This is a genomic window from Pseudomonas sp. IT-P2 (genome assembly GCF_949767575.1).
Taxonomy (GTDB): domain Bacteria; phylum Pseudomonadota; class Gammaproteobacteria; order Pseudomonadales; family Pseudomonadaceae; genus Aquipseudomonas; species Aquipseudomonas pharyngis.
Map to the genome: position 1 here is coordinate 61,427 of NZ_CATKQA010000012.1, position 22,124 is coordinate 83,550.

Annotated in this window: 26 protein-coding genes; 10 read left to right on the forward strand and 16 right to left on the reverse strand. The window is 60.2% G+C overall.

Annotation, left to right across the window (positions count from 1 at the left end):
• The first annotated feature begins 12 nt into the window (after positions 1-12).
• A complete protein-coding gene (locus tag ACM6JM_RS11910; RefSeq protein WP_085667272.1) occupies positions 13-663 on the forward strand; it encodes an HAD family hydrolase in 651 nt (216 codons plus the stop codon).
• Positions 664-765: 102 nt separating this feature from the next.
• On the opposite strand, the gene ACM6JM_RS11915 is transcribed toward ACM6JM_RS11910, so the two are convergent.
• Positions 766-1,848: an aminopeptidase gene (locus ACM6JM_RS11915; RefSeq protein WP_134334198.1), complete on the reverse strand. Its 1,083-nt coding sequence runs from the start codon at positions 1,846-1,848 to the stop codon at positions 766-768.
• Between the two features lie 57 nt (positions 1,849-1,905).
• Here ACM6JM_RS11915 and ACM6JM_RS11920 point away from each other — a divergent pair, with 57 nt between their 5' ends.
• A complete protein-coding gene (locus tag ACM6JM_RS11920; protein WP_103385841.1) occupies positions 1,906-2,328 on the forward strand; it encodes a hypothetical protein in 423 nt (140 codons plus the stop codon).
• Positions 2,329-2,368: 40 nt separating this feature from the next.
• Positions 2,369-2,788 carry a hypothetical protein gene (locus ACM6JM_RS11925; protein ID WP_414881931.1) on the forward strand — a complete coding sequence of 140 codons (420 nt, stop codon included), beginning with the start codon at positions 2,369-2,371 and terminating at the stop codon, positions 2,786-2,788.
• Between the two features lie 6 nt (positions 2,789-2,794).
• On the opposite strand, the gene ACM6JM_RS11930 is transcribed toward ACM6JM_RS11925, so the two are convergent.
• Both ACM6JM_RS11930 and ACM6JM_RS11935 read right to left on the reverse strand, forming a co-directional pair.
• Entirely contained in the window at positions 2,795-3,034 is a 240-nt protein-coding gene (locus ACM6JM_RS11930) for a DUF1161 domain-containing protein (RefSeq protein WP_007953935.1), read from the reverse strand.
• 103 nt (positions 3,035-3,137) lie between these two features.
• A complete protein-coding gene (locus ACM6JM_RS11935) occupies positions 3,138-3,569 on the reverse strand; it encodes an OsmC family protein (protein ID WP_011331817.1) in 432 nt (143 codons plus the stop codon).
• A gap of 243 nt (positions 3,570-3,812) precedes the next feature.
• On the opposite strand from ACM6JM_RS11935, the gene ACM6JM_RS11940 reads away from it, so the two are divergent.
• Positions 3,813-4,814 carry an LLM class flavin-dependent oxidoreductase gene (locus ACM6JM_RS11940; protein WP_103385842.1) on the forward strand — a complete coding sequence of 334 codons (1,002 nt, stop codon included), beginning with the start codon at positions 3,813-3,815 and terminating at the stop codon, positions 4,812-4,814.
• 61 nt (positions 4,815-4,875) lie between these two features.
• Here the strand turns inward: ACM6JM_RS11940 and ACM6JM_RS11945 are convergent, their stop codons facing one another.
• On the reverse strand, positions 4,876-5,100 hold the full coding sequence (locus ACM6JM_RS11945; RefSeq protein ID WP_039764805.1) for a DUF1161 domain-containing protein: 225 nt from the start codon (positions 5,098-5,100) through the stop codon (positions 4,876-4,878).
• Between the two features lie 128 nt (positions 5,101-5,228).
• Complete coding sequence (locus ACM6JM_RS11950; RefSeq protein ID WP_007953919.1) at positions 5,229-5,444, reverse strand: dodecin; 216 nt, start codon at positions 5,442-5,444, stop codon at positions 5,229-5,231.
• A gap of 156 nt (positions 5,445-5,600) precedes the next feature.
• On the opposite strand from ACM6JM_RS11950, the gene ACM6JM_RS11955 reads away from it, so the two are divergent.
• Positions 5,601-5,927, forward strand: coding sequence for a DUF883 family protein (locus ACM6JM_RS11955; protein WP_011331820.1), 327 nt, complete (start codon positions 5,601-5,603; stop codon positions 5,925-5,927).
• Here the strand turns inward: ACM6JM_RS11955 and ACM6JM_RS11960 are convergent.
• Positions 5,900-6,817 carry a LysR family transcriptional regulator gene (locus tag ACM6JM_RS11960; protein WP_039764803.1) on the reverse strand — a complete coding sequence of 306 codons (918 nt, stop codon included), beginning with the start codon at positions 6,815-6,817 and terminating at the stop codon, positions 5,900-5,902. The two genes, ACM6JM_RS11955 and ACM6JM_RS11960, sit on opposite strands and share 28 nt — an antisense overlap.
• A 112-nt stretch (positions 6,818-6,929) precedes the next feature.
• On the opposite strand from ACM6JM_RS11960, the gene trpB reads away from it, so the two are divergent.
• From trpB to ACM6JM_RS11975, 3 genes are all read left to right on the forward strand, one after another.
• On the forward strand, positions 6,930-8,177 hold the full coding sequence (gene trpB, locus ACM6JM_RS11965) for a tryptophan synthase subunit beta (protein ID WP_103385843.1): 1,248 nt from the start codon (positions 6,930-6,932) through the stop codon (positions 8,175-8,177).
• A complete protein-coding gene (gene trpA, locus ACM6JM_RS11970; RefSeq protein WP_085667266.1) occupies positions 8,177-8,989 on the forward strand; it encodes a tryptophan synthase subunit alpha in 813 nt (270 codons plus the stop codon). Before trpB ends, trpA begins: the two co-directional genes overlap by 1 nt.
• A 122-nt stretch (positions 8,990-9,111) precedes the next feature.
• On the forward strand, positions 9,112-9,555 hold the full coding sequence (locus ACM6JM_RS11975) for an anti-virulence regulator CigR family protein (RefSeq protein WP_085702206.1): 444 nt from the start codon (positions 9,112-9,114) through the stop codon (positions 9,553-9,555).
• A gap of 65 nt (positions 9,556-9,620) precedes the next feature.
• Here the strand turns inward: ACM6JM_RS11975 and ACM6JM_RS11980 are convergent, their stop codons facing one another.
• From ACM6JM_RS11980 to ACM6JM_RS12025, 10 genes are all read right to left on the reverse strand, one after another.
• Complete coding sequence (locus ACM6JM_RS11980; RefSeq protein WP_414881932.1) at positions 9,621-11,582, reverse strand: DUF4105 domain-containing protein; 1,962 nt, start codon at positions 11,580-11,582, stop codon at positions 9,621-9,623.
• Entirely contained in the window at positions 11,579-11,899 is a 321-nt protein-coding gene (locus ACM6JM_RS11985; protein WP_039764795.1) for a DUF2388 domain-containing protein, read from the reverse strand. The genes ACM6JM_RS11980 and ACM6JM_RS11985 overlap by 4 nt, the downstream gene beginning before the upstream one ends.
• A 27-nt stretch (positions 11,900-11,926) precedes the next feature.
• Positions 11,927-12,235 (reverse strand): DUF2388 domain-containing protein, encoded by a 309-nt coding sequence (locus tag ACM6JM_RS11990; protein ID WP_064592548.1) that lies wholly within the window; start codon positions 12,233-12,235, stop codon positions 11,927-11,929.
• A 107-nt stretch (positions 12,236-12,342) separates the two neighbouring features.
• Positions 12,343-12,660 (reverse strand): DUF2388 domain-containing protein, encoded by a 318-nt coding sequence (locus ACM6JM_RS11995; protein ID WP_074689737.1) that lies wholly within the window; start codon positions 12,658-12,660, stop codon positions 12,343-12,345.
• Between the two features lie 332 nt (positions 12,661-12,992).
• Positions 12,993-13,208, reverse strand: coding sequence for a DUF1127 domain-containing protein (locus ACM6JM_RS12000; RefSeq protein WP_011331828.1), 216 nt, complete (start codon positions 13,206-13,208; stop codon positions 12,993-12,995).
• 321 nt (positions 13,209-13,529) lie between these two features.
• Complete coding sequence (locus ACM6JM_RS12005) at positions 13,530-15,023, reverse strand: acetyl-CoA hydrolase/transferase family protein (RefSeq protein WP_039764789.1); 1,494 nt, start codon at positions 15,021-15,023, stop codon at positions 13,530-13,532.
• 214 nt (positions 15,024-15,237) lie between these two features.
• Positions 15,238-16,671, reverse strand: a complete 1,434-nt coding sequence (locus ACM6JM_RS12010; protein ID WP_074689735.1) for an NAD(P)(+) transhydrogenase (Re/Si-specific) subunit beta — start codon at positions 16,669-16,671, stop codon at positions 15,238-15,240.
• Positions 16,671-16,991: an NAD(P) transhydrogenase subunit alpha gene (locus ACM6JM_RS12015; protein ID WP_003220416.1), complete on the reverse strand. Its 321-nt coding sequence runs from the start codon at positions 16,989-16,991 to the stop codon at positions 16,671-16,673. The genes ACM6JM_RS12010 and ACM6JM_RS12015 overlap by 1 nt, the downstream gene beginning before the upstream one ends.
• 15 nt (positions 16,992-17,006) lie before the next feature.
• Positions 17,007-18,128 carry a Re/Si-specific NAD(P)(+) transhydrogenase subunit alpha gene (locus tag ACM6JM_RS12020; RefSeq protein WP_414881933.1) on the reverse strand — a complete coding sequence of 374 codons (1,122 nt, stop codon included), beginning with the start codon at positions 18,126-18,128 and terminating at the stop codon, positions 17,007-17,009.
• A gap of 434 nt (positions 18,129-18,562) precedes the next feature.
• On the reverse strand, positions 18,563-19,462 hold the full coding sequence (locus ACM6JM_RS12025; RefSeq protein WP_414881934.1) for a LysR family transcriptional regulator: 900 nt from the start codon (positions 19,460-19,462) through the stop codon (positions 18,563-18,565).
• Positions 19,463-19,620: 158 nt separating this feature from the next.
• On the opposite strand from ACM6JM_RS12025, the gene ACM6JM_RS12030 reads away from it, so the two are divergent.
• Entirely contained in the window at positions 19,621-20,802 is a 1,182-nt protein-coding gene (locus tag ACM6JM_RS12030; protein ID WP_011331834.1) for an acyl-CoA dehydrogenase, read from the forward strand.
• A gap of 13 nt (positions 20,803-20,815) precedes the next feature.
• Positions 20,816-22,036, forward strand: a complete 1,221-nt coding sequence (locus tag ACM6JM_RS12035) for a CaiB/BaiF CoA transferase family protein (protein ID WP_085647208.1) — start codon at positions 20,816-20,818, stop codon at positions 22,034-22,036.
• Positions 22,037-22,124 lie beyond the last annotated feature (88 nt).

A 22,124-nucleotide genomic window follows, 5' to 3' on the forward strand; every position in this document is an offset into this window, starting at 1 on the left:
CCGGAATTTTTCATGCATTACCAGACCGTACTGTTCGACCTCGATGGCACCCTCACCGATCCGCGCGAGGGCATCACCCGTTCCATCCAGTTCGCCTTGAGCAAACTCGGCATCGATGAGCCGGACCTGACCAAGCTGGAACACTTCATCGGCCCGCCGCTGTTGCAGGCGTTCATGCAGTTTTATGGTTTTGATGAAGCGAAGGCGTGGGAGGCGGTGAATTTCTATCGCGAGCGCTTCAAGGTCACCGGCCTCTACGAGAATCGGGTGTTCGAAGGCGTCACGCCGTTGCTGGAAACTCTGAGCGGCCAAGGCCGGCAGCTGTATATCGCGACGTCGAAGCCGTGGGTGTTCGCCCGGGAAATCGCCCGGCACTTTGATTTTGCCAGGCACTTCAAGGTGATCTACGGCAGCGAACTGGACGGCACTCGTACCAACAAGGTCGAGCTGATTGCCCACCTGATGGCCGAGGAAGGGCTGGACCCGGCCAGCACGCTGATGATCGGTGACCGCAAGCACGACCTGATCGGTGCTCGCAGCAACGGTCTGGATGCGGCGGCTGTTGGTTATGGGTTTGGCAGTTTTGAAGAGTTGAATGCCGAGGCGCCGGCTTATCACTTCGAGACTTTGGATCAGTTGCATCAGGCATTTTTGCAGCGCTGATCAGATAGCCTTCGCGAGCAAGCCCGCTCTCACATTGGTTTTGTGTTGAACACAGACTTAATGTGTGAGCGGGCTTGCTCGCGAACAGGACCTTTCAGCCACTCAGACTTTCGAATCTACCAACGCTTTCAGCGCCGCTTTGCGCTCAGTCACTGGCAACTCACCCAACCTCTCCACCTGCGCATAAAACCTCAGCCAATCCCCACCGACCTGCCTGAACAACGCCGCAAACGCCGGCACCCACTGGTCATACAGCCCGAACGGCAACAGCCGCGCGTTGTTCAACGGCGCATTGACCCAGGCGTCATAGCGTTTGTCGCCGGCCCACTGGCTATCGCGCATTGTTCGGTAGTCGTGTCGAAACCGTTCGAACTCCGCCGCCTTGCGCTCGCGCATCTGCGCTGCCGCCAATGGTTGTGCATAAAGCTTTTCAAGACGTGAGCGGGTATCGAGGATCAACTGAATGAATTGGTCCCGTTGCTTGAGCTTCGAGTCATTTTCCGGGGGCAAGCCCCGAAACGCTCGCCACTGCCGCGTACCTTCCTGCTCGACGAAGGTCGCGAAGGACTCGTTGAACTCGGTGTCGTCCTTCACATAGAAACGCTGGTGAGCCAGTTCATGGAAGATCAGCGTTGCCAGACGCTCGTCGCCCCAGCCCATCATCGAATTGAGGATCGGGTCATTGAACCAGCCCAGGGTCGAGTAAGCCTCGACGCCGCCGATCGACACGTCCATGCCTTGCAGGCGCTGAATCGCGGCTTCGCCCCGCGCCGCGCTCTGGCTGTAATAGCCGCGATAGGCCACGCAACCGGCAATCGGGAAGCAATGGTTCTGCGGGCTCAGGGAAAACTCCGGGGTGGCGAACACATTCCACACGACAAACGGCCGACCGATGTCGGCATAGAGGCGATAGCTTTGGTTGTCCGGCAGATGCAGGTGTTCGCTGGCAAAAGCCCGGGCTTTCTGGGACTGGGCCAGGTGAGTGCGCAGTTTGGCGTCGCGAGCCGGGTCGGCGATCACCTTGGCCACCGGCTCCCGCGCCCGCAAAAGCTGCAGCTGACCGCTGGCCAGCTGGCTGTAATAGCTCAGGCTTGAGCAACCGTTGAGCAACAAAATCATCACACCCGGAAACAAAATCCGCAAAACGCGATCAAGTAACCCATGGCTTGGAAGCGGCCTGATCAAAATAAGAAATCCCCCGGAAAGTCTGCCCAAGACTATCCCGCCCATTGGAGCTCCGCTATGCGCATGTTGATACTGACAGGAAGCGTGCTGACGCTGGCCGGTTGTGCCGGATTCGGAATACCGACCCCTGACCCCTCGCAAGCCTGGATCGATCTGGATGCCCGGCAACAGGACACGGCGCTGCAGGCGCTGGAAGTCGACGACAAGGCTGCCGTCGATCATCGTTACTTCGAAGTGCAGCCCGGCAGCCATGAGCTGAGGGTGCGTTATCAATTTCCGGTCGAGGCGACCAACATCGGCCCGGATGCCGAGCCGCTTTGGCGTGATTGTCAGTTGAACGTGAAATTCAAGGATTTCAACGCCGGCCAGCGTTATCAGTTGCAGGCGGGAAGCATCGGTTTCCGCCCGTGGGCCAAACTCTACGATCAACAACGCAACGTGGTGGGCCAGGGCACGCCGGCGGGCTGTCAGCGAACCTGATCGGCGTTATGCTGGATGTCCGAACTCACGGACATCCATCATGCGTACGATGATGCTGTTGCTCGCCGTCAGCCTGCTCGCCGGTTGCCAGACACCGTTGCCCCCCGTCGATCCGAACATGGCCTGGGTCGAGTTCTCGACGCCGTCCCCGGGCGGTAAGTTGCTGATGGCTGAGCGTCTCGACAATAAGCGACTGACTGACGGGCGTTTCTTTCAGGTAACGCTCGGCAGCCATGAGTTGCGGGTGCGCTTCGACTTTGAAGTGTTCGGCGGAGGCGGCAGCCTGATGACCGGCCCGGTGGAGCGGCTGTGCTACCTGACCATCCGCTACGATCATTTCGAAGCAGGGCAGCGTTACAGGCTGGAAGGCCGTTCTCTGGCGTTTACCCCGAGTGCGCGCCTGTACAACGACAAGCGGGAAATCGTCGCCGAAGACCGCGAGGTCAACTGCATCATCTGAGGCGTATCAGCGGTCGTTCTTCTGATAGATGATGGCTTTGGTGCCGTTGTCGCAGGTGCCGACGATCATGGCGATGTCGTGTTTTTCCGCCTCCTCTTTGGAAACTATCTCCAGGGTATAGGAGGGCACGGCATTCGCCTGAATCTTGATTTCGATCTCTTGCTTGAGTTCTTCGCAATCTTTGGGCGCTGCGAAGGCCGACGTTGCCAGCACGCCACAGATAACCGCCAAGGCAAAACGTTTCATGGTTGAAGCTCCATCGAAGCAGCGCGCACGAAGATGCGCGAAAGCTGCTGTCATTTATTCGACCACACTTTTGCCTGGCGGGTTCTGATCCGGCTCAAGGCAGTCAGCTGACCAGAGATGCGTCGAGACTGATCTTCGCATTCAGCACCTTCGACACCGGGCAACCTTCCTTGGCCTTGTTGCTCAGCTCTTCGAACTGCGCCTGGGTCGCTCCCGGAATTTTTGCCTTGAGGATCAGTTTCACTGCGGTGATTGCAAAACCGCCGTCCACCTGATCCAGCGTGACCTCGGCCTGGGTGTCGATGCTGTCGGCCTTGAGCCCGGCGTCACCGAGAATCATCGAGAACGCCATGGAGAAACAGCCCGCATGGGCGGCGCCGATCAGTTCTTCCGGATTGGTGCCCTTGCCGCCTTCGAAGCGGGCCTTGAAGCCGTAGGGCGCTTCACGCAGGACGCCGGTTTCGGTGGAAATCGAGCCGATGCCGGTTTTCAGGTCACCTTCCCAATGCGCGGATGCCTTCTTCACGATAGCCATGTGTGCCTCCTTCAAATCGGGCGCGAAATGCCGCGCCGTCGTGGTTTTTGCCTGCAAGGCTTCTGAGGATAGACGTCGGAACAAAGTTCAGCCCATGTGAATCGTTGACTTTTTTAGTAGGAAATTTCGGATCGGCTATTGAAACTCGGGTATATGCCCTCATTGCACACAACACGCTTATGAATTGGGCAGGTTCGCGTTCGCCAAGAACACACCTGCGCCCTCAATCGGAGATGCAGGTTTATGAAGCAACTGTCCAACGTAAAATTTTCCACCCTCGATCTGGTGCCGGTGCGCGAGAACGGCAGCCCGGCCCAGTCGCTGCGCAACTCGCTGGACCTGGCGCAGCATGTCGAGAAATTTGGCTACACGCGGTTCTGGGTCGCCGAGCACCACAACATGGACGGCATCGCCAGTTCCGCCACCTCGGTGTTGCTGGGTTATCTGGCCGGCGGCACGTCGACCATCCGGGTCGGCTCTGGCGGCGTGATGCTACCCAACCACGCACCGCTGGTGATCGCCGAGCAGTTCGGCACCCTCGAAAGCCTGTATCCGGGACGTATCGACCTCGGTCTGGGGCGTGCGCCGGGTTCCGATCAGATGACCGCCCGTGCCTTGCGTCGTGAGCGTTCCGGCAGTGCTGATGATTTCCCCGAAGACGTGGCTGAGCTGGCGCGCTTTCTTGGTCCGCGCACGCCGGATCAGCGGGTGATCGCGATGCCGGGCACCGGCACCAACGTGCCGATCTGGCTGCTCGGCTCGAGTCTGTTCAGTGCGCAACTGGCCGGTGAGCGCGGTTTGCCCTACGCCTTCGCCTCGCATTTCGCGCCGCGTTTCATGCACGAGGCGATTCGCGTCTACCGCAATCACTTCAAGCCATCGGCGGTGCTCGATAAACCGTATGTGATGCTCGGCGTGCCGCTGGTGGCAGCCGACACCGATGAACAGGCCGACTACCTGGCGACCTCCGTGTACCAACGAATCCTCGCGCTGATGCGTGGGCAAAGTCTGGTGCAGCGCCCACCGGTGAAAACCATGGACGGCCTGTGGCTGCCCCACGAGCGTGAGGCCGTGGGTGATTTCCTCGGTCTGGCGATGGTCGGCAGCCCGCAGAAAATCCGCGCGAAACTCGAAGTGCTGATCGAACAGACCCAGGCTGATGAGCTGATCTTCACCTGCGACCTGTACGAGCACGCCGATCGCCTGCATTCCTACGAACTGCTGGCGCAGGTGATGAAGGGCTGAGCCCGATAGCCGCGCACAAAAAAGCCGACGCATAGCGTCGGCTTTTGTTTTTCCGGCGTGATCAGCCGCGGGTGTAGACGATCTCTTTGGCGCCGCCTTCGCAGGTGCCGACGACTTTGCCGCCACTGGCCGCACCCTTGTCGACAATCTCCAGCGAATACCCGGAAACGCCCTTGGCATCCAGCTTGGCCGCGATTTCAGCCTTCAGTTCTTCACAGGGCTTGCCGGCAGCAAACGCACCACCCGCAAGGCTCAACAAACCTACTGCCAATATCAACTTCTTCATCGGTCGCACTCCCTGGTCGGATTAATTAAGGCGGGCATCGAGCCGTTCGCTCGATGCACTCACCTCGTAGCGCATTGCCATTCCTATGGCACTCGGCCAGCGCGCAAGTTCAGAAGCGTAGACCAAACTCAGCTGCTGGCTATCCGGAACCCGACTTTCAGGGTCACCTGAAAGTGGGCAGCCTTGCCATCCTTGATGTGGCCGCGGGTTTCGGTCACTTCAAACCATTCCAGATGCTTGATGCTCTTGTTGGCCTCGGCCAACGCATTGTTGATGGCGTCTTCGATGCTGCTGGTGGACGAACCGACCAGCTCGACTTTCTTGTAGGTGTGATGGTCACTCATGGTGTTCTCCTTGAAGTGTGCAATTGAGCCTAGCAGCGATTTGCCGTGTTGATTTCGGCGATCCGGACAAGAGGAAGTTCAGATTTTCTGCACTTTCCAGAAACGCTGAAGTCCCAACCAACACACGCCACTCATCACCAATGCAGGAGAGCCACCATGGCCAACACCTCGTTACGCAAAGCCTCGTTGCAAAGCATGGAAGCGGAGATCGAGAGTCTGCTCAAGTCGTTGGAAAGCCTGAAGGACGACGCTTCTGACGAGTCGCGCAAGACCCTCAAGGCGCTCAAGAGCAACGCTGAAAGCGCGCTGAAACATTCGCGCAGCCTGCTCAGCGATGCCTACGAAGAAGTCAAAGTCAAAACCCGCGAGACCGGGATCGCCACCCGCGATTACGCGCAGGAACACCCGTGGACGACTGCCGGTGTGGCGGTCGGTGCGCTGGGTCTGCTGGCCGCTTACTTGCTGTTCAAGCGCGGCGAGTGATCCGTCTGGCGCAGCTCGTTCCTGAGCCACTGCGCCAATTGCCGGGCGCGTCCGTCCGCGGCGCGCTTGGGTAGCCACAACGCCAGTTGCGCCGGGGTTTCACTGAAGCCCCATGGCGCGACCAGGCGTCCGGCCTTCAAATCTTCGGTCACCAGCGGTTCCGGTGCGATTGCCACGCCCAACCCGGCGACGGCCGCTTCCAGCAAGTAATACAAATGTTCGAAACCTTGCCCCAGTTTTAACGCCTTGGCGTCGAAGCCGCTTTGCTGCGCCCAGCTCGGCCAGGCTTGCGGGCGTGAAGTCGTGTGCAGCAAGGGCTCGTCCAGCAGGGCGATGGGCGGTGCCGATTGCAGGCGCTGGTAGCCGCTGAACAGCGGGCTCATGACCGGGCCGATGCGCTCGCTGGCCAGCTCATAGACTTGCATGTCTGCGGGCCATGGCGGTTCGGCGAACAGCAGCAATGCATCCAGCCCCGGGCGACGCGGGTCGAGATCGCCTTCACCGGCGGACAGGTGCAGGCGCAAATCCGGCAGATCGGCATTCAGTCGTCCCAGTCGCGGAATGAACCAGCGCGCCAGCAAGCTACCGGAGCAACCGAGCACGAACGGCGCATCGGCGGTGCTTTGGGTCAGTTCGGCGCAGACGCTGCGCAAGCGGTCGAACGCCTCGCCGCTGGCATCGCGCAGGCGGATGCCGGCATCTGTGAGTTTCAGGCCACGACCGTCCTTGACGAAAAGACTGACGCCGAGATGCTCTTCCAGCACCTTGAGCTGGCGGCTGACCGCACCGTGGGTGACGTGCAGTTGCTCTGCAGCCTGGCTGACACTGTTCAGGCGGGCGGTGGCTTCGAAGGCGCGCAGGGCGTTCAGCGGGGGAAGGTCATGGCTCATGATATCTGTGAGTTTTCCTGACAGGTTGTGGCGATCTTATCGGTTTTCAGCCTGGAAGGTCAGGGGTAGAGTGAACGCCATTGTCTTCTCGTGAAATCCGCTGGAGCGAACCATGACCCAGACTTCGAACACCTCCGATCTGCGTAACGGCCCTGACGCCAACGGCCTGTTTGGCTCGTTCGGCGGCCGTTATGTCGCGGAAACCCTGATGCCGTTGATCCTCGACCTGGCCCGCGAATACGAGGCGGCCAAGGAAGATCCGGCGTTCAAAGAAGAATTGGCCTACTTCCAGCGCGACTACGTCGGACGTCCGAGCCCGCTGTATTTCGCCGAGCGCCTGACCGAGTTCTGCGGCGGCGCCAAAATCTACCTCAAGCGCGAAGAGCTGAACCACACCGGCGCGCACAAGATCAACAACTGCATCGGCCAGATCCTGCTGGCGCGGCGCATGGGCAAGAAACGCATCATCGCCGAGACCGGCGCCGGCATGCACGGCGTGGCTACCGCCACCGTGGCTGCGCGTTTTGGACTGGACTGCGTGATCTACATGGGCACCACCGACATTGAGCGCCAGCAGGCCAACGTGTTCCGCATGAAGCTGCTGGGCGCCGAGGTGATCCCGGTGGTCGCCGGCACCGGCACCCTGAAAGACGCAATGAACGAAGCGCTGCGTGACTGGGTGACCAACGTCGACAGCACCTTCTACCTGATCGGCACCGTGGCCGGTCCGCACCCTTATCCAGCCATGGTTCGCGACTTCCAGGCGGTTATCGGCAAGGAAACCCGCGATCAGTTGCAAACCCAGGAAGGTCGCCTGCCGGACAGCCTGGTGGCGTGCATCGGAGGCGGTTCCAACGCCATGGGCCTGTTCCACCCGTTCCTCGACGACAAGAGCGTCGAGATCATCGGCGTCGAAGCCGCCGGTTACGGCATCGAAACCGGCAAGCACGCGGCCAGCCTCAACGGCGGTGTACCGGGTGTGTTGCACGGCAACCGCACCTTCCTGCTGCAGGACGACGATGGCCAGATCATCGACGCCCACTCGATTTCCGCCGGCCTCGACTATCCGGGCATCGGCCCTGAGCACGCGTGGTTGCATGACATCGGCCGCGTCCAGTACACCTCGGTGACCGACGACGAAGCCCTCGCTGCGTTCCACCAGTGCTGCCGTCTGGAAGGGATCATTCCGGCACTGGAAAGCGCCCATGCCCTGGCCGAAGTCTTCAAACGCGCACCGAAACTGCCGAAGGATCACCTGATGGTGGTCAACCTGTCCGGTCGCGGCGACAAAGACATGCAGACCGTCATGCACCACATGGAACATTCTCAACAAGAGCAATCGAAGCAGGAGAAACACTGATGAGCCGCCTGCAAACCCGCTTTGCCGAACTCAAGGAACAGAACCGCGCCGCCCTGGTGACCTTCGTCACTGCTGGCGACCCGGACTACGACACCTCGCTGGCGATCCTCAAGGGCCTGCCGAAAGCCGGTGCCGACGTGATCGAACTGGGCATGCCGTTTACCGACCCGATGGCCGACGGCCCGGCGATTCAGCTGGCGAACATCCGCGCCTTGGGTGCCAAACAGAACCTGATCAAAACCCTGCAAATGGTCCGCGAGTTTCGCAAGGAAAACAGCGACACCCCGCTGGTGCTGATGGGTTACTTCAACCCGATCCACAAGTTCGGCGTCGAGCGCTTCATCGCTGAAGCCAAAGAGGCCGGCGTTGATGGCCTGATCGTGGTCGACATGCCGCCGGAGCATAACTCGGAGCTGTGCGACCCGGCCCAGGCGGCGGGCATCGACTTCATCCGTCTGACCACTCCTACCACCGATGATGCGCGTCTGCCGAAAGTGTTGAATGGCAGCTCAGGCTTCGTTTACTACGTGTCGGTTGCCGGTGTGACCGGCGCCGGTGCGGCGACTCTGGAACACGTCGAGGAGGCGGTGGCGCGTCTGCGTCGTCATACCGATCTGCCGATCAGCATCGGTTTTGGTATCCGCACGCCGGAGCAGGCCGCGTCCATTGCGCGTCTGGCCGACGGTGTGGTGGTGGGCTCGGCGCTGATCGATCACATCGCCAACGCGACCACGCCGGACCAGGCCATCGACGGCGTGCTGAGCCTGTGTTCGGCGCTGTCCGAAGGCGTGCGTAAGGCTCGCGTCAGCTGAAGGTAAAGTTCCTGATACAGAGGAATTAGAGCCTCCAAGCACAGACTAACCAAGCAAGACCGAGGGATTCAGAACCACGTTCTGAATCCCTTTTTGCTGTCAGTGCAGTGAGGAAAGACCCGATGAAAATGCCGAAACGTCTGATTGCCAGTCTGGGCGTGCTGATGATCAGCGCGACACCGCTGCTGGCCAGCGCTGATCCGCGCGACGATCACGACCACGGCGGCCCGCAACAGGGCCACTACGACAATCGCGGTGGTGATCACCATGATTGGCAAAGCAACCATCGCGGCGGCCCGCCGCCTCGGGACTTCGGCCCGGTGCGTCAGGTGATCCGCGACAATCATGGCTACTTCGTGCGCGGTGCGCCGCCACCTCCAGGCATCCACCTGGTACGGGGCCGGCCGCTGCCCCACGGCTATTACGGCGAGCGGCTGGATAACCGGGCGTTGAGTCGTCTGCCGTATTACCCGGGTTATGAATGGCGTCGTGCCGGCGGTGACATCGTGCTGATCGCGGTGGGCACTGGGGTCGTTTACGAAGTACTGGATGGCGTTCTGTACTGACCGTCAGGCAATAAAAAAGACCGCAGCCTTTACGGGCTGTGGTCTTTTGTTTTCAGGGCTGTTGTTCAGGGCAACTCCAATCCGCCCGAGGCTTTGTGCAGTTTGCGCAGATGTTCGCCGATCTGCTTTACGTTGGCCTCGCTGGCCGCAATCTCGGCTGCTCGTTTGGGCTCCAGCAGCGCGCGCACTTCCTTATCGAGATCGCCGGTCAGGGCCAGCAATTGTTTCTGGCGCTGGCTGCTTTCTGCTTCCAGTCGGCTGAATTCGCTTGGTTGCGGCAGGCCATAACCTCGGGAGTCGAGCAATTCTGCCGGCCGGCTGAGGAAGCCGCTGTTGGCGAGAATCTGCTGCAACGTCGCGTTGGCCTTGTCCATGCCACCGTTTTCCAGCTCCCGGGCGCCGAGGTAACGTTGCTTGACCTCATCCTGAGCCAGCAAAAGTTGGCGGCGGAAACTGGCTTGTTCCAGCAACAACAGCGCGGCGCTGGTGCGCAGGTCGGCCCGTTCGAACCATGGGCGACGCTCTTCGGCGGACAGCGAAAGCCATTCTTCAACGGTTGTCTGCTTGATCGGCAATTGCTTCTTCAACACATCGAACATCGCCTGATAACGGTCACGGAACGAGTCAAAGCGATAACCCAGGCGCAACGCCTCTTTCGGATCATCAAGCACGCTGGTGTCGGCCAGGCCGCGCCCCTTCAGCACTTCCAGCAAGCCGTTGGGCATGATGCTGTCGAGGCCGGTGAGTCGGGCGTTGTTGCTGCCGCTGCGCAGCAGTTTCAGGCCTTCCACCGCACAGTTGTTGGAGAGGAAGAAGTAATTGCCGTCGTAGCTCCAGTGTATTTCGGCGGCGTGTTCGACCACGCCCTCGATTTCGCTGCGCGAGAGATTCAGCGGCACCGACGCCAGGCTGCGCAGTTCGGTCTTGGTGTACTCGTCGATCACCTGCGCCAGCGGCAGTACGAACAGGCGCGACGGGTACTTGCCGACCAGCCCGTCCCAGCTCGACAACTGCACGTCGCCGACGAAGGCGCGGTATGACAGCACCAGATGCTGGTCCAGATCCAGTCGGCAGTCAGGCCCGCGTGGCCGCCCCGGTGCGCAGATCACCAGACGCAACATGCTGTGGCCCCAACGACTGACCCAGTTCTGGTTGGCTTCGGCCAACAGGTAATCCACCGCGTACACGCGTTCCGGATCGACCTGGCCCAGGGGCTGTTTGGCAAAATCGTTGCCGGCGTTGAGGAAGGCGAAGGTTTTGGCGCATTCATCCTTTGCTGGCGGTGCCCAGCCGAAGTGTTCCTGGTAATAGCGATACAGCGCCGGGCGACGGCAGGCGTAGCTCGGGTCGAGGAGGAAATACTCCATGTTGACCGCGACAAACTCCTTCGGGCTGGAGATTTCGTAGAGGTCGGGGCTGCGAGCGATCTGCCGGTTGTGCTGTTCCCGCTCACCCCGACGCCCGACGTATTGCTGCCAGCCGGCGAGGTCGAGCAGGCGTGGATCATCGCTGAGGGTGAAGCGCCGACCGTTCTGGCCGCGGCACTCATCGGGAATGCCGATCAGCCCGGCGCTGTTGTTGCGCCGGGTGCAGCGCTGGATCAGCGTGCGTTCGGCCGCTGGCCACAAGCGCGCGCGATCGTAAATGTGAGTGATTTCATGCAGCACCGTGGCCAGCAGTTCTCGGCGAACGGTGCCGTGGGGACGATTGGTCTTTTCCTTTGCCGCACTGCCGTCGGTGAGGCTGGCGAGCAGTTTGCGGTTCAGGTCCAGCTCGGAGACGAGCGTCGCCTGGCCGTAGGCGTTGCCAGGCATATCGTCGGTCCAGCCGACATCGATGCGCCGGTCCAGGCGTTCGATGAAGCTCGGCGGCAATGCCTGCATGGCCTCATCGAGCAGCGCCTGGCTGGCCTGTTGTTGGGCGGGGCTCAAACCATCGGTCTTGAGCCGCAATTGCAGGCCGGCGTGGGCGCTGTTGCCAAGCAGCAACAACGCCCCGGCCAGCAGCCAGGCGCCGAGTGACCTCACAGTGCGAGGATGGCTTCGGCGAGTACCTGATCACTGGCGTCGCGGGCTTCCGGCACGCGGGTGCGCAAGGTTTTGAAGGCCGCTTCCAGGTTTGCACCACGGATATCACCGTCGCTGGCCACGAAACTGGCAGCGTCGTCATGGGCTTCGCGGATGATTTTCGAATCGCGAATCGACGTAGTGGTGTCGGAGGTGAAATCGATGGTGCGCTGGGAGGCGCGGACGATGATGTTACTGGTGGCTACCAGGGTGTGTGCCTGGGCCATATCGGCCAACAACAGCAGGCCAAGGGCGGCAGCAATCAGCGGGCTACGCATGGAACGACTCCGAAAGGACAGGGATGACTATTGGACGAGAATTGCCTGTGCCAGTTCAAGGTCACTGACATGAAGTTTTGGCCGGCTCTTGCGCAGGTAATGCAGCGCAGATTCGAGCTGTGCGCCGCGCATCTGGCCGTCACTGGCAACGAACGCTGCGGCATCGTCGTGCGCGGCGATGATCAGTTTACGGTCGAACGGTGCGGAAGAAACCATGCCCGTGGCCCAGACGCTGACGACGGTGTTCTGTGTGGACACATCGAAGGCGTCTGCCAGAGGAATCCAGCAGGCGGTGAGCAGTAAAGAAGGGATAAGCAGATTTGAAAGAAAACGCATGGGACTCGGCAACTGTTGGCGAGTCCCAAGGCTAGCGCAATGCCCCGACTAGAGCCAGCGCCGAAACATCGGGACACGACCGGCGTGTCCCGCGATGCCCCTGTCGCTTAGATCGTCAGAATGGCCTGGGCCAGCTGTGCGTCGGTCGCGTTCAGTTGCGGAGCCTGATGACGGATGTGATCCAGTGCGCTCTCCAGTTTCACGCCACGGATTTCACCTTCGCTGGCTACGAAGCTGGCAGCGTCGTCACGGGCAGCGAGCACGATCTTGTCGTCACGGAAGGACGAAGTAACGTCGGAGGTGGCATCGGAAGAGGACTTGAGCGCGCCAACAACGGCGTCGGTGGTAACGATGAAGCTGGTGGCGCTGGCGTTGGCAGCTACGGCCAACATGGCGGCGGCGCTGAGCAGACGAAGACGGGACATGGGAGAACTCCTGTGGATAAACCGTATTGAGAGGTGGCTCGGTGTCTGAAGGTCAGACGCCAGTCGCACAGCATTCGCCACGTTCTGCATGGATCTTAGGCTTCCATTGCGACTTCGCACAGTGGTCAGGATGCTGGCCTTAATCGATTTCTCGTAACTGTACCTGTCTTTTCTTAAGTTACGAGAACTGTACCTGTTCGATGATCAAGAGTGGATACTCGGTTTTTCTGGCCCGCAAACGACAAGACCCGTCGCGGTTTCCCGCGACGGGTCTTGTTTATTCAATTCGGGTTGCTGGCGGTGGGTCTAGCGACCAGAGCCAGCGACGCTGCTTAGCGCCAGAACGGCTTGCTCAGCTCTTCGTAGCGTTGTGCTTCGCTGATACCGGCATCGGCCAGCAGACGCGAATCCAGGCGAGCCAGTTGGTGGCGGCTGGAGATGCGGCGCTGCCACAACATCAGGTTGGCGATAACGCGCAGAGGCAGGGAAGCCTGGGTTTTTACAGCTTTGTCTTCGAAGAACAGTTCGGAACTGAGTGTACGTTCCATGGTTGACATCCTTCCGCTTGTGGCGGGATTAGGTAGTGGTTTAACTGGTGCCCATGATCCTCTCGTTTGGCCAGACTCTCTAGATACAGTTCACCTGTATTGTGAGTGACCAGTTAACTGTTTATAGGGGGTGTACGGGTCAAAATTGCGCAAACTGTACTTGTCTGCGCTTATTTGGTGCATTTTTACCCAAATCGATGATTAGAGTAGGCAAAAGCCGTAGGAAAAGACCGGTACAGCAGTACAGTTTTTGACGGCTGCGGCGGTTTTCAAAATTCCGCTGACGAAACTGTGTTTGCGCCAGCGGAAAATCTGTGCGGATTACACCGCCAGCATGCGTCCGGTTTCTTCCAGATTGATGTGCCAGCTCAGGGCGTCACGCAGGATGTGCGGGGTGTGGCCGCCGATCGCACAGGCTTTTTCGAAGTAATCGTTCAGCGCCGGGCGGTAATCCGGGTGCACGCAATTATCGATGATGACCCGGGCGCGTTCCCGTGGCGCCAGGCCGCGCAGGTCGGCCAGGCCCACTTCGGTCACCAGGATGTCGACGTCATGCTCGGTATGGTCGACGTGGCTGACCATTGGCACCACGCTGGAAATCGCGCCGCCCTTGGCGATCGACTTGGTCACGAACACCGCCAGGTGTGCGTTGCGCGCGAAGTCGCCCGAGCCGCCAATGCCGTTCATCATCCGCGTGCCGCAGACGTGGGTGGAGTTGACGTTGCCATAGATGTCGAACTCAAGGGCGGTGTTGATGCCGATGATGCCCAGGCGCCGCACCACCTCCGGGTGGTTGGAGATTTCCTGCGGACGCAATACCAGCTTGTCCTTGTACTTCTCCAGATTGCCGAACACGTCGCTGTTGCGCCGCTCCGACAGAGTGATCGAGCTGCCCGAGGCGAAGCTCAGCTTGCCCGCATCAATCAGGTCAAAGGTCGAGTCTTGCAGCACTTCGGAATACATGGTCAGGTCTTCGAACGGCGAATCGATCAGCCCGCACATCACCGCGTTGGCGATGTTGCCGATTCCGGCCTGCAACGGGCCGAGCTTGTTGGTCATGCGCCCGGCATCGACTTCCTGCTTGAGGAAGGTGATCAGGTGATCGGCGATGGCTTTGGTATCGACATCCGGCGACGACACGGTGGACGGCGAATCCGCCTGCTGGGTGATGACGATCGCGACGATCTTCTCCGGCGGGATCGGGATCGCGGTGCTGCCGATGCGGTCGTCGACCTTTACCAGCGGGATCGGCGTGCGGGTCGGGCGGTAGGTCGGAATATAGATGTCGTGCAGACCTTCGAGGTTGGCGTTGTGCGCCAGGTTGATCTCGACGATCACGTGTTTGGCGAAGATCGCGAAGCTCGCCGAGTTGCCCACCGAAGTGGTCGGCACGATGTGGCCCTGTTCGGTGATGGCCACAGCTTCGATGACGGCGATGTCCGGCAGCTTCAGCTGCTGGTTGCGCAGTTGCTCGACGGTTTCCGACAGGTGCTGGTCGATGAACATCACTTCGCCGGCGTTGATTGCCTTGCGCAAGGTGCTGTCGACCTGGAACGGCATGCGCCGGGACAGCACGCCAGCCTCGGTCAGTTGCTTGTCGAGGTCATTGCCCAGACTGGCGCCGGTCATCAGGCTGATCTTCAGCGGCGTGACCTTGGCTCGCTCGGCCAGCGCATGGGGCACGGCCTTGGCTTCGCCGGCGCGGGTGAAGCCGCTCATGCCGACGGTCATGCCGTCCTCAATCAGCGCAGCGGCGTCGGCGGCGCTCATCACTTTATCCAACAACGAAGGCAGGCGAATACGGTCACGGTACATGGATTATTTTCTCGGGCAGCGAGTAGCAGGATGCGCAGTCTAGTGAATTTCGCGAGCGCCTGTCCCGCTACCAAGGTCGCAAACGAGGCGTCTATTTAGCGGGTTTCAAGTAAAACACCGTTACCGGATCTGCAACAGCGCGGCAAATTGTCCGACGGTTTGCGCAAACAAAAACGCCCCGACAAGTCGGGGCGTTCGGTGTTGCCGGCGAGGGTTACTCGACCGCTTTGACCATGTCTTCGATGACTTTCTTCGCGTCGCCGAACACCATCATGGTCTTGTCCAGGTAGAACAGTTCGTTGTCCAGACCGGCATAGCCGCTGGCCATCGAGCGCTTGTTGACGATGATGGTCTTGGCCTTGAACGCTTCGAGGATCGGCATGCCGGCAATCGGCGATTTCGGATCGTTCTTGGCAGCCGGGTTGACCACGTCGTTGGCGCCCAGCACCAGAACCACATCGGCCTGACCGAACTCGGAGTTGATGTCTTCCATCTCGAACACCTGGTCGTACGGCACTTCGGCCTCGGCCAGCAGTACGTTCATGTGCCCAGGCATCCGGCCGGCCACCGGGTGGATCGCGTACTTCACGGTCACGCCATGGTGGGTCAGCTTCTCGGTCAGCTCTTTCAGCGCGTGCTGTGCACGGGCCACGGCCAGGCCGTAACCCGGAACGATGATTACGGTGTCGGCGTTGGTCAGCAGGAACGTCGCGTCGTCAGCCGAACCGGATTTCACCGGACGGGCTTCCTTCTCACCGGCAGGACCGGCTTCTGCTGTATTGCCGAAACCGCCGAGCAGTACATTAAAGAAGGAACGGTTCATCGCCTTGCACATGATGTACGAGAGGATCGCACCGCTCGAACCCACCAGGGAACCGGCAATGATCAGCATCGAGTTGTTCAGCGAGAAGCCGATACCCGCCGCCGCCCAGCCGGAATAGCTGTTGAGCATCGACACCACCACCGGCATGTCGGCGCCGCCGATCGGGATGATGATCAGCACGCCCATGACGAACGCGAGAGCCAGCATCAGCGCGAACGCGGCGAGGTTGCCGGTCAGCATGAAGGTGACGCCGAGGATCAGCGTCGCCAGACCCAGTACCGCGTTCAGCTTGTGCTGACCGTTGAACTGTACCGGTGCACCCTGGAACAGACGGAACTTGTATTTGCCCGACAGCTTGCCGAACGCGATCACTGAACCGGAGAAGGTGATTGCACCGATGGCGGCGCCCAGGAACAGCTCCAGACGGTTACCCGCCGGGATCGAGTCGCCCAGTTGCTTGACGATGCCCAGCGACTGCGGCTCGACCACGGCAGCAATGGCGATGAACACCGCTGCCAGACCGATCATGCTGTGCATGAACGCAACCAGTTCCGGCATCTTGGTCATTTCAACGCGCTTGGCCATGATCGAACCGGCGGTGCCGCCGATCAGCAGGCCGACGATCACGTAACCGATGCCTGCAGTCGCCAGCTCAGCGCCCAGCTTATAGATGAGGCCGACCGTGGTGATGATTGCCAGTGCCATGCCGAGCATGCCGAACAGGTTGCCGCGGCGCGACGTGGTCGGGTGCGACAGGCCCTTGAGGGCCTGGATGAAGCAGATCGACGCGATCAGGTAGAGCGTCGTGACGAGGTTCATGCTCATTACTTAGGCGCCTCTTCTTTTGCTTTCGGGGCTTTCTTCTTGAACATCTCAAGCATGCGGCGGGTGACCAGGAAGCCACCGAACACGTTGACCGCGGCCAGTGCCACGGCGAGGGTGCCCATGGTCTTGCCCAGCGGGGTGACGGTCAGGGCGGCGGCGAGCATGGCGCCGACGATCACGATCGCCGAAATGGCGTTGGTCACCGCCATCAAAGGCGTGTGCAGCGCGGGTGTAACGTTCCAGACCACGTGATAACCGACATAAATCGCCAGCACGAAGATGATCAGGTTGTAGATACCGGGGGAGATAAGCTCTTCCATCGTCTGAGTCCCTGCTTAGGCGTTTTTGCGGATGACTTGGCCGTCGCGGCACATCAGGCACGCGGCGACGATGTCGTCTTCGAGGTTCACTTCGAACTGGCCTTCTTTGGTGAATACCAGCTTCAGGAAGTCCAGCAGGTTGCGTGCGTACAGCGCCGAGGCGTCTGCGGCGACTTCACCGGCGAGGTTGGTCGGGCCGACGATGGTCACGCCGTTCTCGATCACGACCTGATCGGCCACGGTCAGCGGGCAGTTGCCGCCCTGTGCTGCCGCGAGGTCGATGACCACCGAGCCGGGTTTCATCTGCGCCACGGTGTCCGCGCTCAACAGCGTTGGTGCCTTGCGGCCCGGAATCAGTGCGGTGGTGATGACAATGTCAGCCTGCCTGGCGCGCTCGTGCACGGCCTGGGCCTGACGCTGCATCCAGCTCGCCGGCATCGGGCGTGCGTAACCACCGACGCCGACCGCGCATTCGCGTTCTTCATCGGTCTCGTAAGGCACGTCGACGAACTTGGCGCCGAGGGATTCGATCTGTTCCTTCACGGCCGGACGTACGTCGGACGCTTCGATGACGGCACCCAGACGTTTCGCCGTGGCAATCGCCTGCAACCCGGCTACACCGGCACCCAGAATCAGCACGCGCGCCGCTTTCACGGTGCCCGCAGCGGTCATCAGCATCGGCATGAAGCGCGGATAGTAGTGGGCGGCCAGCAGCACCGCCTTATAGCCGGCAATGTTCGCCTGGGACGACAACACGTCGAGGCTCTGGGCCCGGGAGGTGCGTGGCGCCGCTTCCAGGGCGAACGCGGTAATCCCGCACTCGGCCATCTTCGCGATGGTGTCGTTGTTGAACGGGTTGAGCATGCCCACCAGCACCGTTCCGCGCTTGATCAGCATCAGTTCGGCATCGCTTGGCGCGACCACTTTGAGAATCAGCTCGGCGCCAAACGCGTCATTGGCACTGCCAATGGTTGCGCCTGCCGCTTCATAGGCACTGTCGACAACGCTGGCTTTAACGCCGGCGCCGGTTTGCACAGTGACCTTATGACCTTGGCTGATCAGCTTTTTAATGGTTTCCGGGGTTGCAGCAACCCGTGTTTCACCGGTCTGGGTTTCGAGAGGAACACCAATGTGCACGTCAAATCTCCTGCGTGATCTTATTGAGTAAACCCATGCACTACGGATGGTGCGACTGGGGCGGCCGATCAGCACGATCCCGCCAAATCAGGGCGGGGCGCGGCATTTTGCAGGCGAAGTTTATGCCCTTCAAGGGATTATGACGGGTGACGGAAAATTAACTACAAGTCATCCCGTGACCGAATGTCGCAGATGGCCAGTTGAATCCCTTGCAGGCCGTGCCTTTCAAGGAGTCTGGATAAATTTGAAGAATTTTCTCATCGGTGACGTGAATAGGTCGCAATGAGTCGCGAATGAGGGCGCAAAGCCACGTCGTCAGGCGCTTGTGGGACGTCTGTACGACTTTCGGATACAGTCTGTCTATTTGCGACAAATAGTTATATCTGTAGGGCTTTAGTTTTCCTGACTACGGGGTTAGTAATCGCTGAGGCCCTTTATCCTTCTAGGTTGTAGCTGTGTGCCTGGTTCACCAGCCAATCGCGAAAAGCCTTGAGTGACGCCGATTCGACCTTTCGCTCCGGAATCATCAGGTAATACGCCTTGATGCTGGAGAGCGCGTTTGGGTTGGCAATCACCAGGCGTTTCTCGGCCAGTTCGCGCTGAATCAGGAACGGTGGGATCAGCGCGAGGCCCATGTCGTGCATGGCAGCCTGGGCCAGCATGGAGAATAGCTCGTAGCGCGGACCTGTCATGTCGCGGGGGATGTTCAGGTGTTGCGAGTTGAACCACTGTCGCCAGGCGTAGGGGCGGGTGGTTTGCTGGAGCAGCGGCAGATCGGCGATTTTATCGGGTGTCAGATGCGTCTTGTTGCCGAGCAGGGCGGGACTGCATACCGGCATCGGATTCTCGCCCATCAACCTGTGGGATTCGGTACCGGACCAGTCGGCATCGCCAAAGTAGATGGCTGCATCGAAGTCAGTGTCGGCAAACAGGAATGGGCGCGTGCGATTCGTCAGGTTGACCGTCACTTCCGGGTGCTTGAGCTGGAAGTCCTTCAGCCTTGGCAACAACCATTGCGTGCCGAAGGTGGGCACCACGGCGAGTTCGATCACGTTGGTACCTTGCTGGCCCATCACCGACAGGGTGTCACGCTCTACGGCATCGAGCTGGGTCGCTACTCGACGGCTGTAGGAAAGCCCCGCTTCCGTCAGCTTCACTCCGCGACGCGAGCGCCGGAAAAGTTCGACGCTGAGGAAGTCCTCCAGGCTGGCAATCTGTCGGCAAATGGCGCCTTGAGTGAGGGAAAGTTCTTCGGCGGCCTTGGTAAAGCTCTCGTGACGGGCGGCGGCCTCGAAGCTGATCAGGGCGGTGGTGCTGGGGATCTTGCGGCGCATGTACGTCAACCTCACTAATACATCGCTTAATCGGCATTTCGCGACGTTTCGGAGTGAGAAATTAGCACAACAGGATGCGAAATCCTCGTTTGCCGGGACAGCGAAGCGGGCCTAGGATCAATGCCACGTTAATTCACCCGATTTGCGAGGACTCACTCATGGGCGGTAAAGCTAGCTTCAACTGGATCGATCCCCTGCTGCTGGATCAACAGCTGACTGAAGAAGAACGCATGATCCGCGACACTGCCGAGCAATTCGCCCAGCAGAGCCTCGCTCCACGTGTTCTTGAAGCCTTCCGCCATGAGAAGACCGATCCGGCGATCTTCCGTGAAATGGGCGAAGTCGGCCTGTTGGGCGCAACCATCCCCGAGCAGTACGGTGGCAGCGGCCTCAACTACGTCAGCTATGGCCTGATTGCCCGTGAAGTCGAGCGTGTCGACTCTGGCTACCGTTCGATGATGAGCGTGCAGTCTTCGCTGGTGATGGTGCCGATCAACGAATTCGGTACCGAAGCACAGAAACAGAAGTACCTGCCGAAACTGGCTTCCGGCGAGTGGATCGGCTGCTTCGGTCTGACCGAACCGAACCACGGTTCCGACCCGGGCGCGATGATTACGCGTGCACGCAAAGTCGACGGCGGCTACAGCCTGACCGGCGCCAAGATGTGGATCACCAACAGCCCGATCGCCGATGTGTTTGTGGTCTGGGCCAAAGACGATGCCGGCGACATCCGTGGCTTCGTTCTGGAGAAGGGCTGGAAAGGCCTGAGCGCCCCGGCGATTCACGGCAAGGTCGGCCTGCGGGCTTCGATCACCGGCGAAATCGTCATGGATAACGTGTTCGTGCCGGAAGAGAACATCTTTCCGGACGTGCGTGGTCTGAAAGGTCCGTTCACCTGCCTCAACTCTGCACGTTATGGCATCTCCTGGGGCGCGCTGGGCGCCGCCGAGTTCTGCTGGCACACCGCTCGCCAATACACCCTGGATCGTCAGCAGTTCGGTCGTCCGTTGGCCGCTACTCAGTTGATCCAGAAGAAGCTGGCTGACATGCAGACCGAAATCACCCTGGCACTGCAAGGCTGCCTGCGTCTGGGGCGCATGAAGGACGAAGGCACTGCTGCGGTTGAAATTACTTCGATCATGAAGCGCAACTCTTGCGGCAAGTCTCTGGAGATCGCGCGCATGGCGCGTGACATGCTGGGCGGCAACGGGATCTCCGATGAATTCGGCGTGGCCCGTCACCTGGTCAACCTGGAAGTGGTGAATACCTATGAAGGTACGCACGACGTTCACGCGCTGATCCTCGGTCGTGCGCAGACCGGCCTGCAGGCGTTCTATTAATAGGAGAGCGACCATGGGCGCGCTGTCGCATCTGCGGGTACTGGATTTATCGCGAGTGCTGGCCGGCCCGTGGGCTGGTCAGATCCTGGCCGATCTCGGGGCGGAAGTGATCAAGGTCGAGCGCCCGGGTAACGGTGACGACACTCGCGCCTGGGGGCCGCCCTTCCTGAAAGACGCTTACGGCGAGAACACCAGTGAGGCGGCTTATTACCTGTCGGCCAATCGCAACAAGCAATCGGTGACGATCGACTTCACGCGTCCCGAGGGTCAGAAGCTGGTAAGGGAGTTGGCAGCCAAGTCCGACATCCTTATCGAAAACTTCAAGGTGGGGGGGCTGGCGGCTTATGGCCTGGATTACGAGTCGCTGAAGGCAATCAATCCGGATCTGATCTATTGCTCGATCACCGGTTTCGGTCAGACCGGACCGTATGCGAAGCGTGCGGGTTATGACTTCATGATCCAGGGGCTCGGCGGTCTGATGAGCCTGACCGGGCGGCCCGAAGGTGATGAGGGTGCGGGGCCGGTGAAGGTGGGTGTGGCGCTCACGGATATCCTGACGGGCCTGTATTCGACCGTGGCGATTCTGGCGGCACTGGCTCATCGTGACCACGATGGTGGTGGGCAGCACATCGATATGGCGCTGCTGGATGTACAGGTGGCGTGCCTGGCCAACCAGGCGATGAACTACCTGACGACGGGCACTGCGCCAAAGCGGCTGGGTAATGCGCATCCGAATATTGTGCCGTACCAGGATTTTCCTACGGCTGACGGCGACTTCATTCTCACGGTGGGTAATGACGGGCAGTTCCGCAAGTTCGCCGAAGTGGCGGGGCAGCCGCAGTGGGCGGATGATCCGCGTTTCGCGACTAATAAGCTGCGAGTGGCGAATCGGGCCGTCCTGATTCCGCTGATCCGCCAGGCGACCGTTTTCAAGACCACCGCAGAGTGGGTGAGTCAGCTGGAGCAGGCGGGCGTGCCATGCGGGCCGATCAATGATCTGTCACAGGTGTTCGAGGATCCGCAGGTGAAATCGCGCGGGTTGGCGATCGAGCTGCCTCACGCGCTGGCGGGGATGGTGCCGCAGGTGGCTAGCCCGATTCGGTTGTCGCGGACTCCTGTCGAGTATCGCCGTGCGCCTCCTTTGCTGGGCGAGCATACGCTGGAGGTTTTACAGCGCGTGCTGGGCTTGGGGGCGGGTGCAGTGGCTGCGATGAAGGAGGATGGAGTGCTCTGAGAGTTCTCTCTATATAGAAAGGGTGCTGAATCCTTCTTCTATATAGAAGGACTTGAGTGCTTTTTGGCCTATCGGCAAGTTATTGAAA

What these genes read in the sequence shown, in the direction of transcription:
- ACM6JM_RS11995 (WP_074689737.1), bottom strand. Translation starts at nt 12,660, where the DNA reads ATGTCCCGTCTTCGTCTGCTCAGCGCCGCCGCCATGTTGGCCGTAGCT.
- ACM6JM_RS12015 (WP_003220416.1), bottom strand. Translation starts at nt 16,991, where the DNA reads ATGGAAGAGCTTATCTCCCCCGGTATCTACAACCTGATCATCTTCGTG.
- trpA (WP_085667266.1), top strand. Translation starts at nt 8,177, where the DNA reads ATGAGCCGCCTGCAAACCCGCTTTGCCGAACTCAAGGAACAGAACCGC.
- ACM6JM_RS11940 (WP_103385842.1), top strand. Translation starts at nt 3,813, where the DNA reads ATGAAGCAACTGTCCAACGTAAAATTTTCCACCCTCGATCTGGTGCCG.
- ACM6JM_RS11920 (WP_103385841.1), top strand. Translation starts at nt 1,906, where the DNA reads ATGCGCATGTTGATACTGACAGGAAGCGTGCTGACGCTGGCCGGTTGT.
- ACM6JM_RS11950 (WP_007953919.1), bottom strand. Translation starts at nt 5,444, where the DNA reads ATGAGTGACCATCACACCTACAAGAAAGTCGAGCTGGTCGGTTCGTCC.
- ACM6JM_RS12025 (WP_414881934.1), bottom strand. Translation starts at nt 19,462, where the DNA reads ATGCGCCGCAAGATCCCCAGCACCACCGCCCTGATCAGCTTCGAGGCC.
- ACM6JM_RS11985 (WP_039764795.1), bottom strand. Translation starts at nt 11,899, where the DNA reads ATGCGTAGCCCGCTGATTGCTGCCGCCCTTGGCCTGCTGTTGTTGGCC.
- ACM6JM_RS11975 (WP_085702206.1), top strand. Translation starts at nt 9,112, where the DNA reads ATGAAAATGCCGAAACGTCTGATTGCCAGTCTGGGCGTGCTGATGATC.
- ACM6JM_RS11925 (WP_414881931.1), top strand. Translation starts at nt 2,369, where the DNA reads ATGCGTACGATGATGCTGTTGCTCGCCGTCAGCCTGCTCGCCGGTTGC.
- ACM6JM_RS12010 (WP_074689735.1), bottom strand. Translation starts at nt 16,671, where the DNA reads ATGAGCATGAACCTCGTCACGACGCTCTACCTGATCGCGTCGATCTGC.
- ACM6JM_RS11945 (WP_039764805.1), bottom strand. Translation starts at nt 5,100, where the DNA reads ATGAAGAAGTTGATATTGGCAGTAGGTTTGTTGAGCCTTGCGGGTGGT.
- ACM6JM_RS12005 (WP_039764789.1), bottom strand. Translation starts at nt 15,023, where the DNA reads ATGTACCGTGACCGTATTCGCCTGCCTTCGTTGTTGGATAAAGTGATG.
- ACM6JM_RS11930 (WP_007953935.1), bottom strand. Translation starts at nt 3,034, where the DNA reads ATGAAACGTTTTGCCTTGGCGGTTATCTGTGGCGTGCTGGCAACGTCG.
- ACM6JM_RS11910 (WP_085667272.1), top strand. Translation starts at nt 13, where the DNA reads ATGCATTACCAGACCGTACTGTTCGACCTCGATGGCACCCTCACCGAT.
- ACM6JM_RS11960 (WP_039764803.1), bottom strand. Translation starts at nt 6,817, where the DNA reads ATGAGCCATGACCTTCCCCCGCTGAACGCCCTGCGCGCCTTCGAAGCC.
- ACM6JM_RS11955 (WP_011331820.1), top strand. Translation starts at nt 5,601, where the DNA reads ATGGCCAACACCTCGTTACGCAAAGCCTCGTTGCAAAGCATGGAAGCG.
- trpB (WP_103385843.1), top strand. Translation starts at nt 6,930, where the DNA reads ATGACCCAGACTTCGAACACCTCCGATCTGCGTAACGGCCCTGACGCC.
- ACM6JM_RS12030 (WP_011331834.1), top strand. Translation starts at nt 19,621, where the DNA reads ATGGGCGGTAAAGCTAGCTTCAACTGGATCGATCCCCTGCTGCTGGAT.
- ACM6JM_RS12000 (WP_011331828.1), bottom strand. Translation starts at nt 13,208, where the DNA reads ATGGAACGTACACTCAGTTCCGAACTGTTCTTCGAAGACAAAGCTGTA.
- ACM6JM_RS11990 (WP_064592548.1), bottom strand. Translation starts at nt 12,235, where the DNA reads ATGCGTTTTCTTTCAAATCTGCTTATCCCTTCTTTACTGCTCACCGCC.
- ACM6JM_RS11935 (WP_011331817.1), bottom strand. Translation starts at nt 3,569, where the DNA reads ATGGCTATCGTGAAGAAGGCATCCGCGCATTGGGAAGGTGACCTGAAA.
- ACM6JM_RS12035 (WP_085647208.1), top strand. Translation starts at nt 20,816, where the DNA reads ATGGGCGCGCTGTCGCATCTGCGGGTACTGGATTTATCGCGAGTGCTG.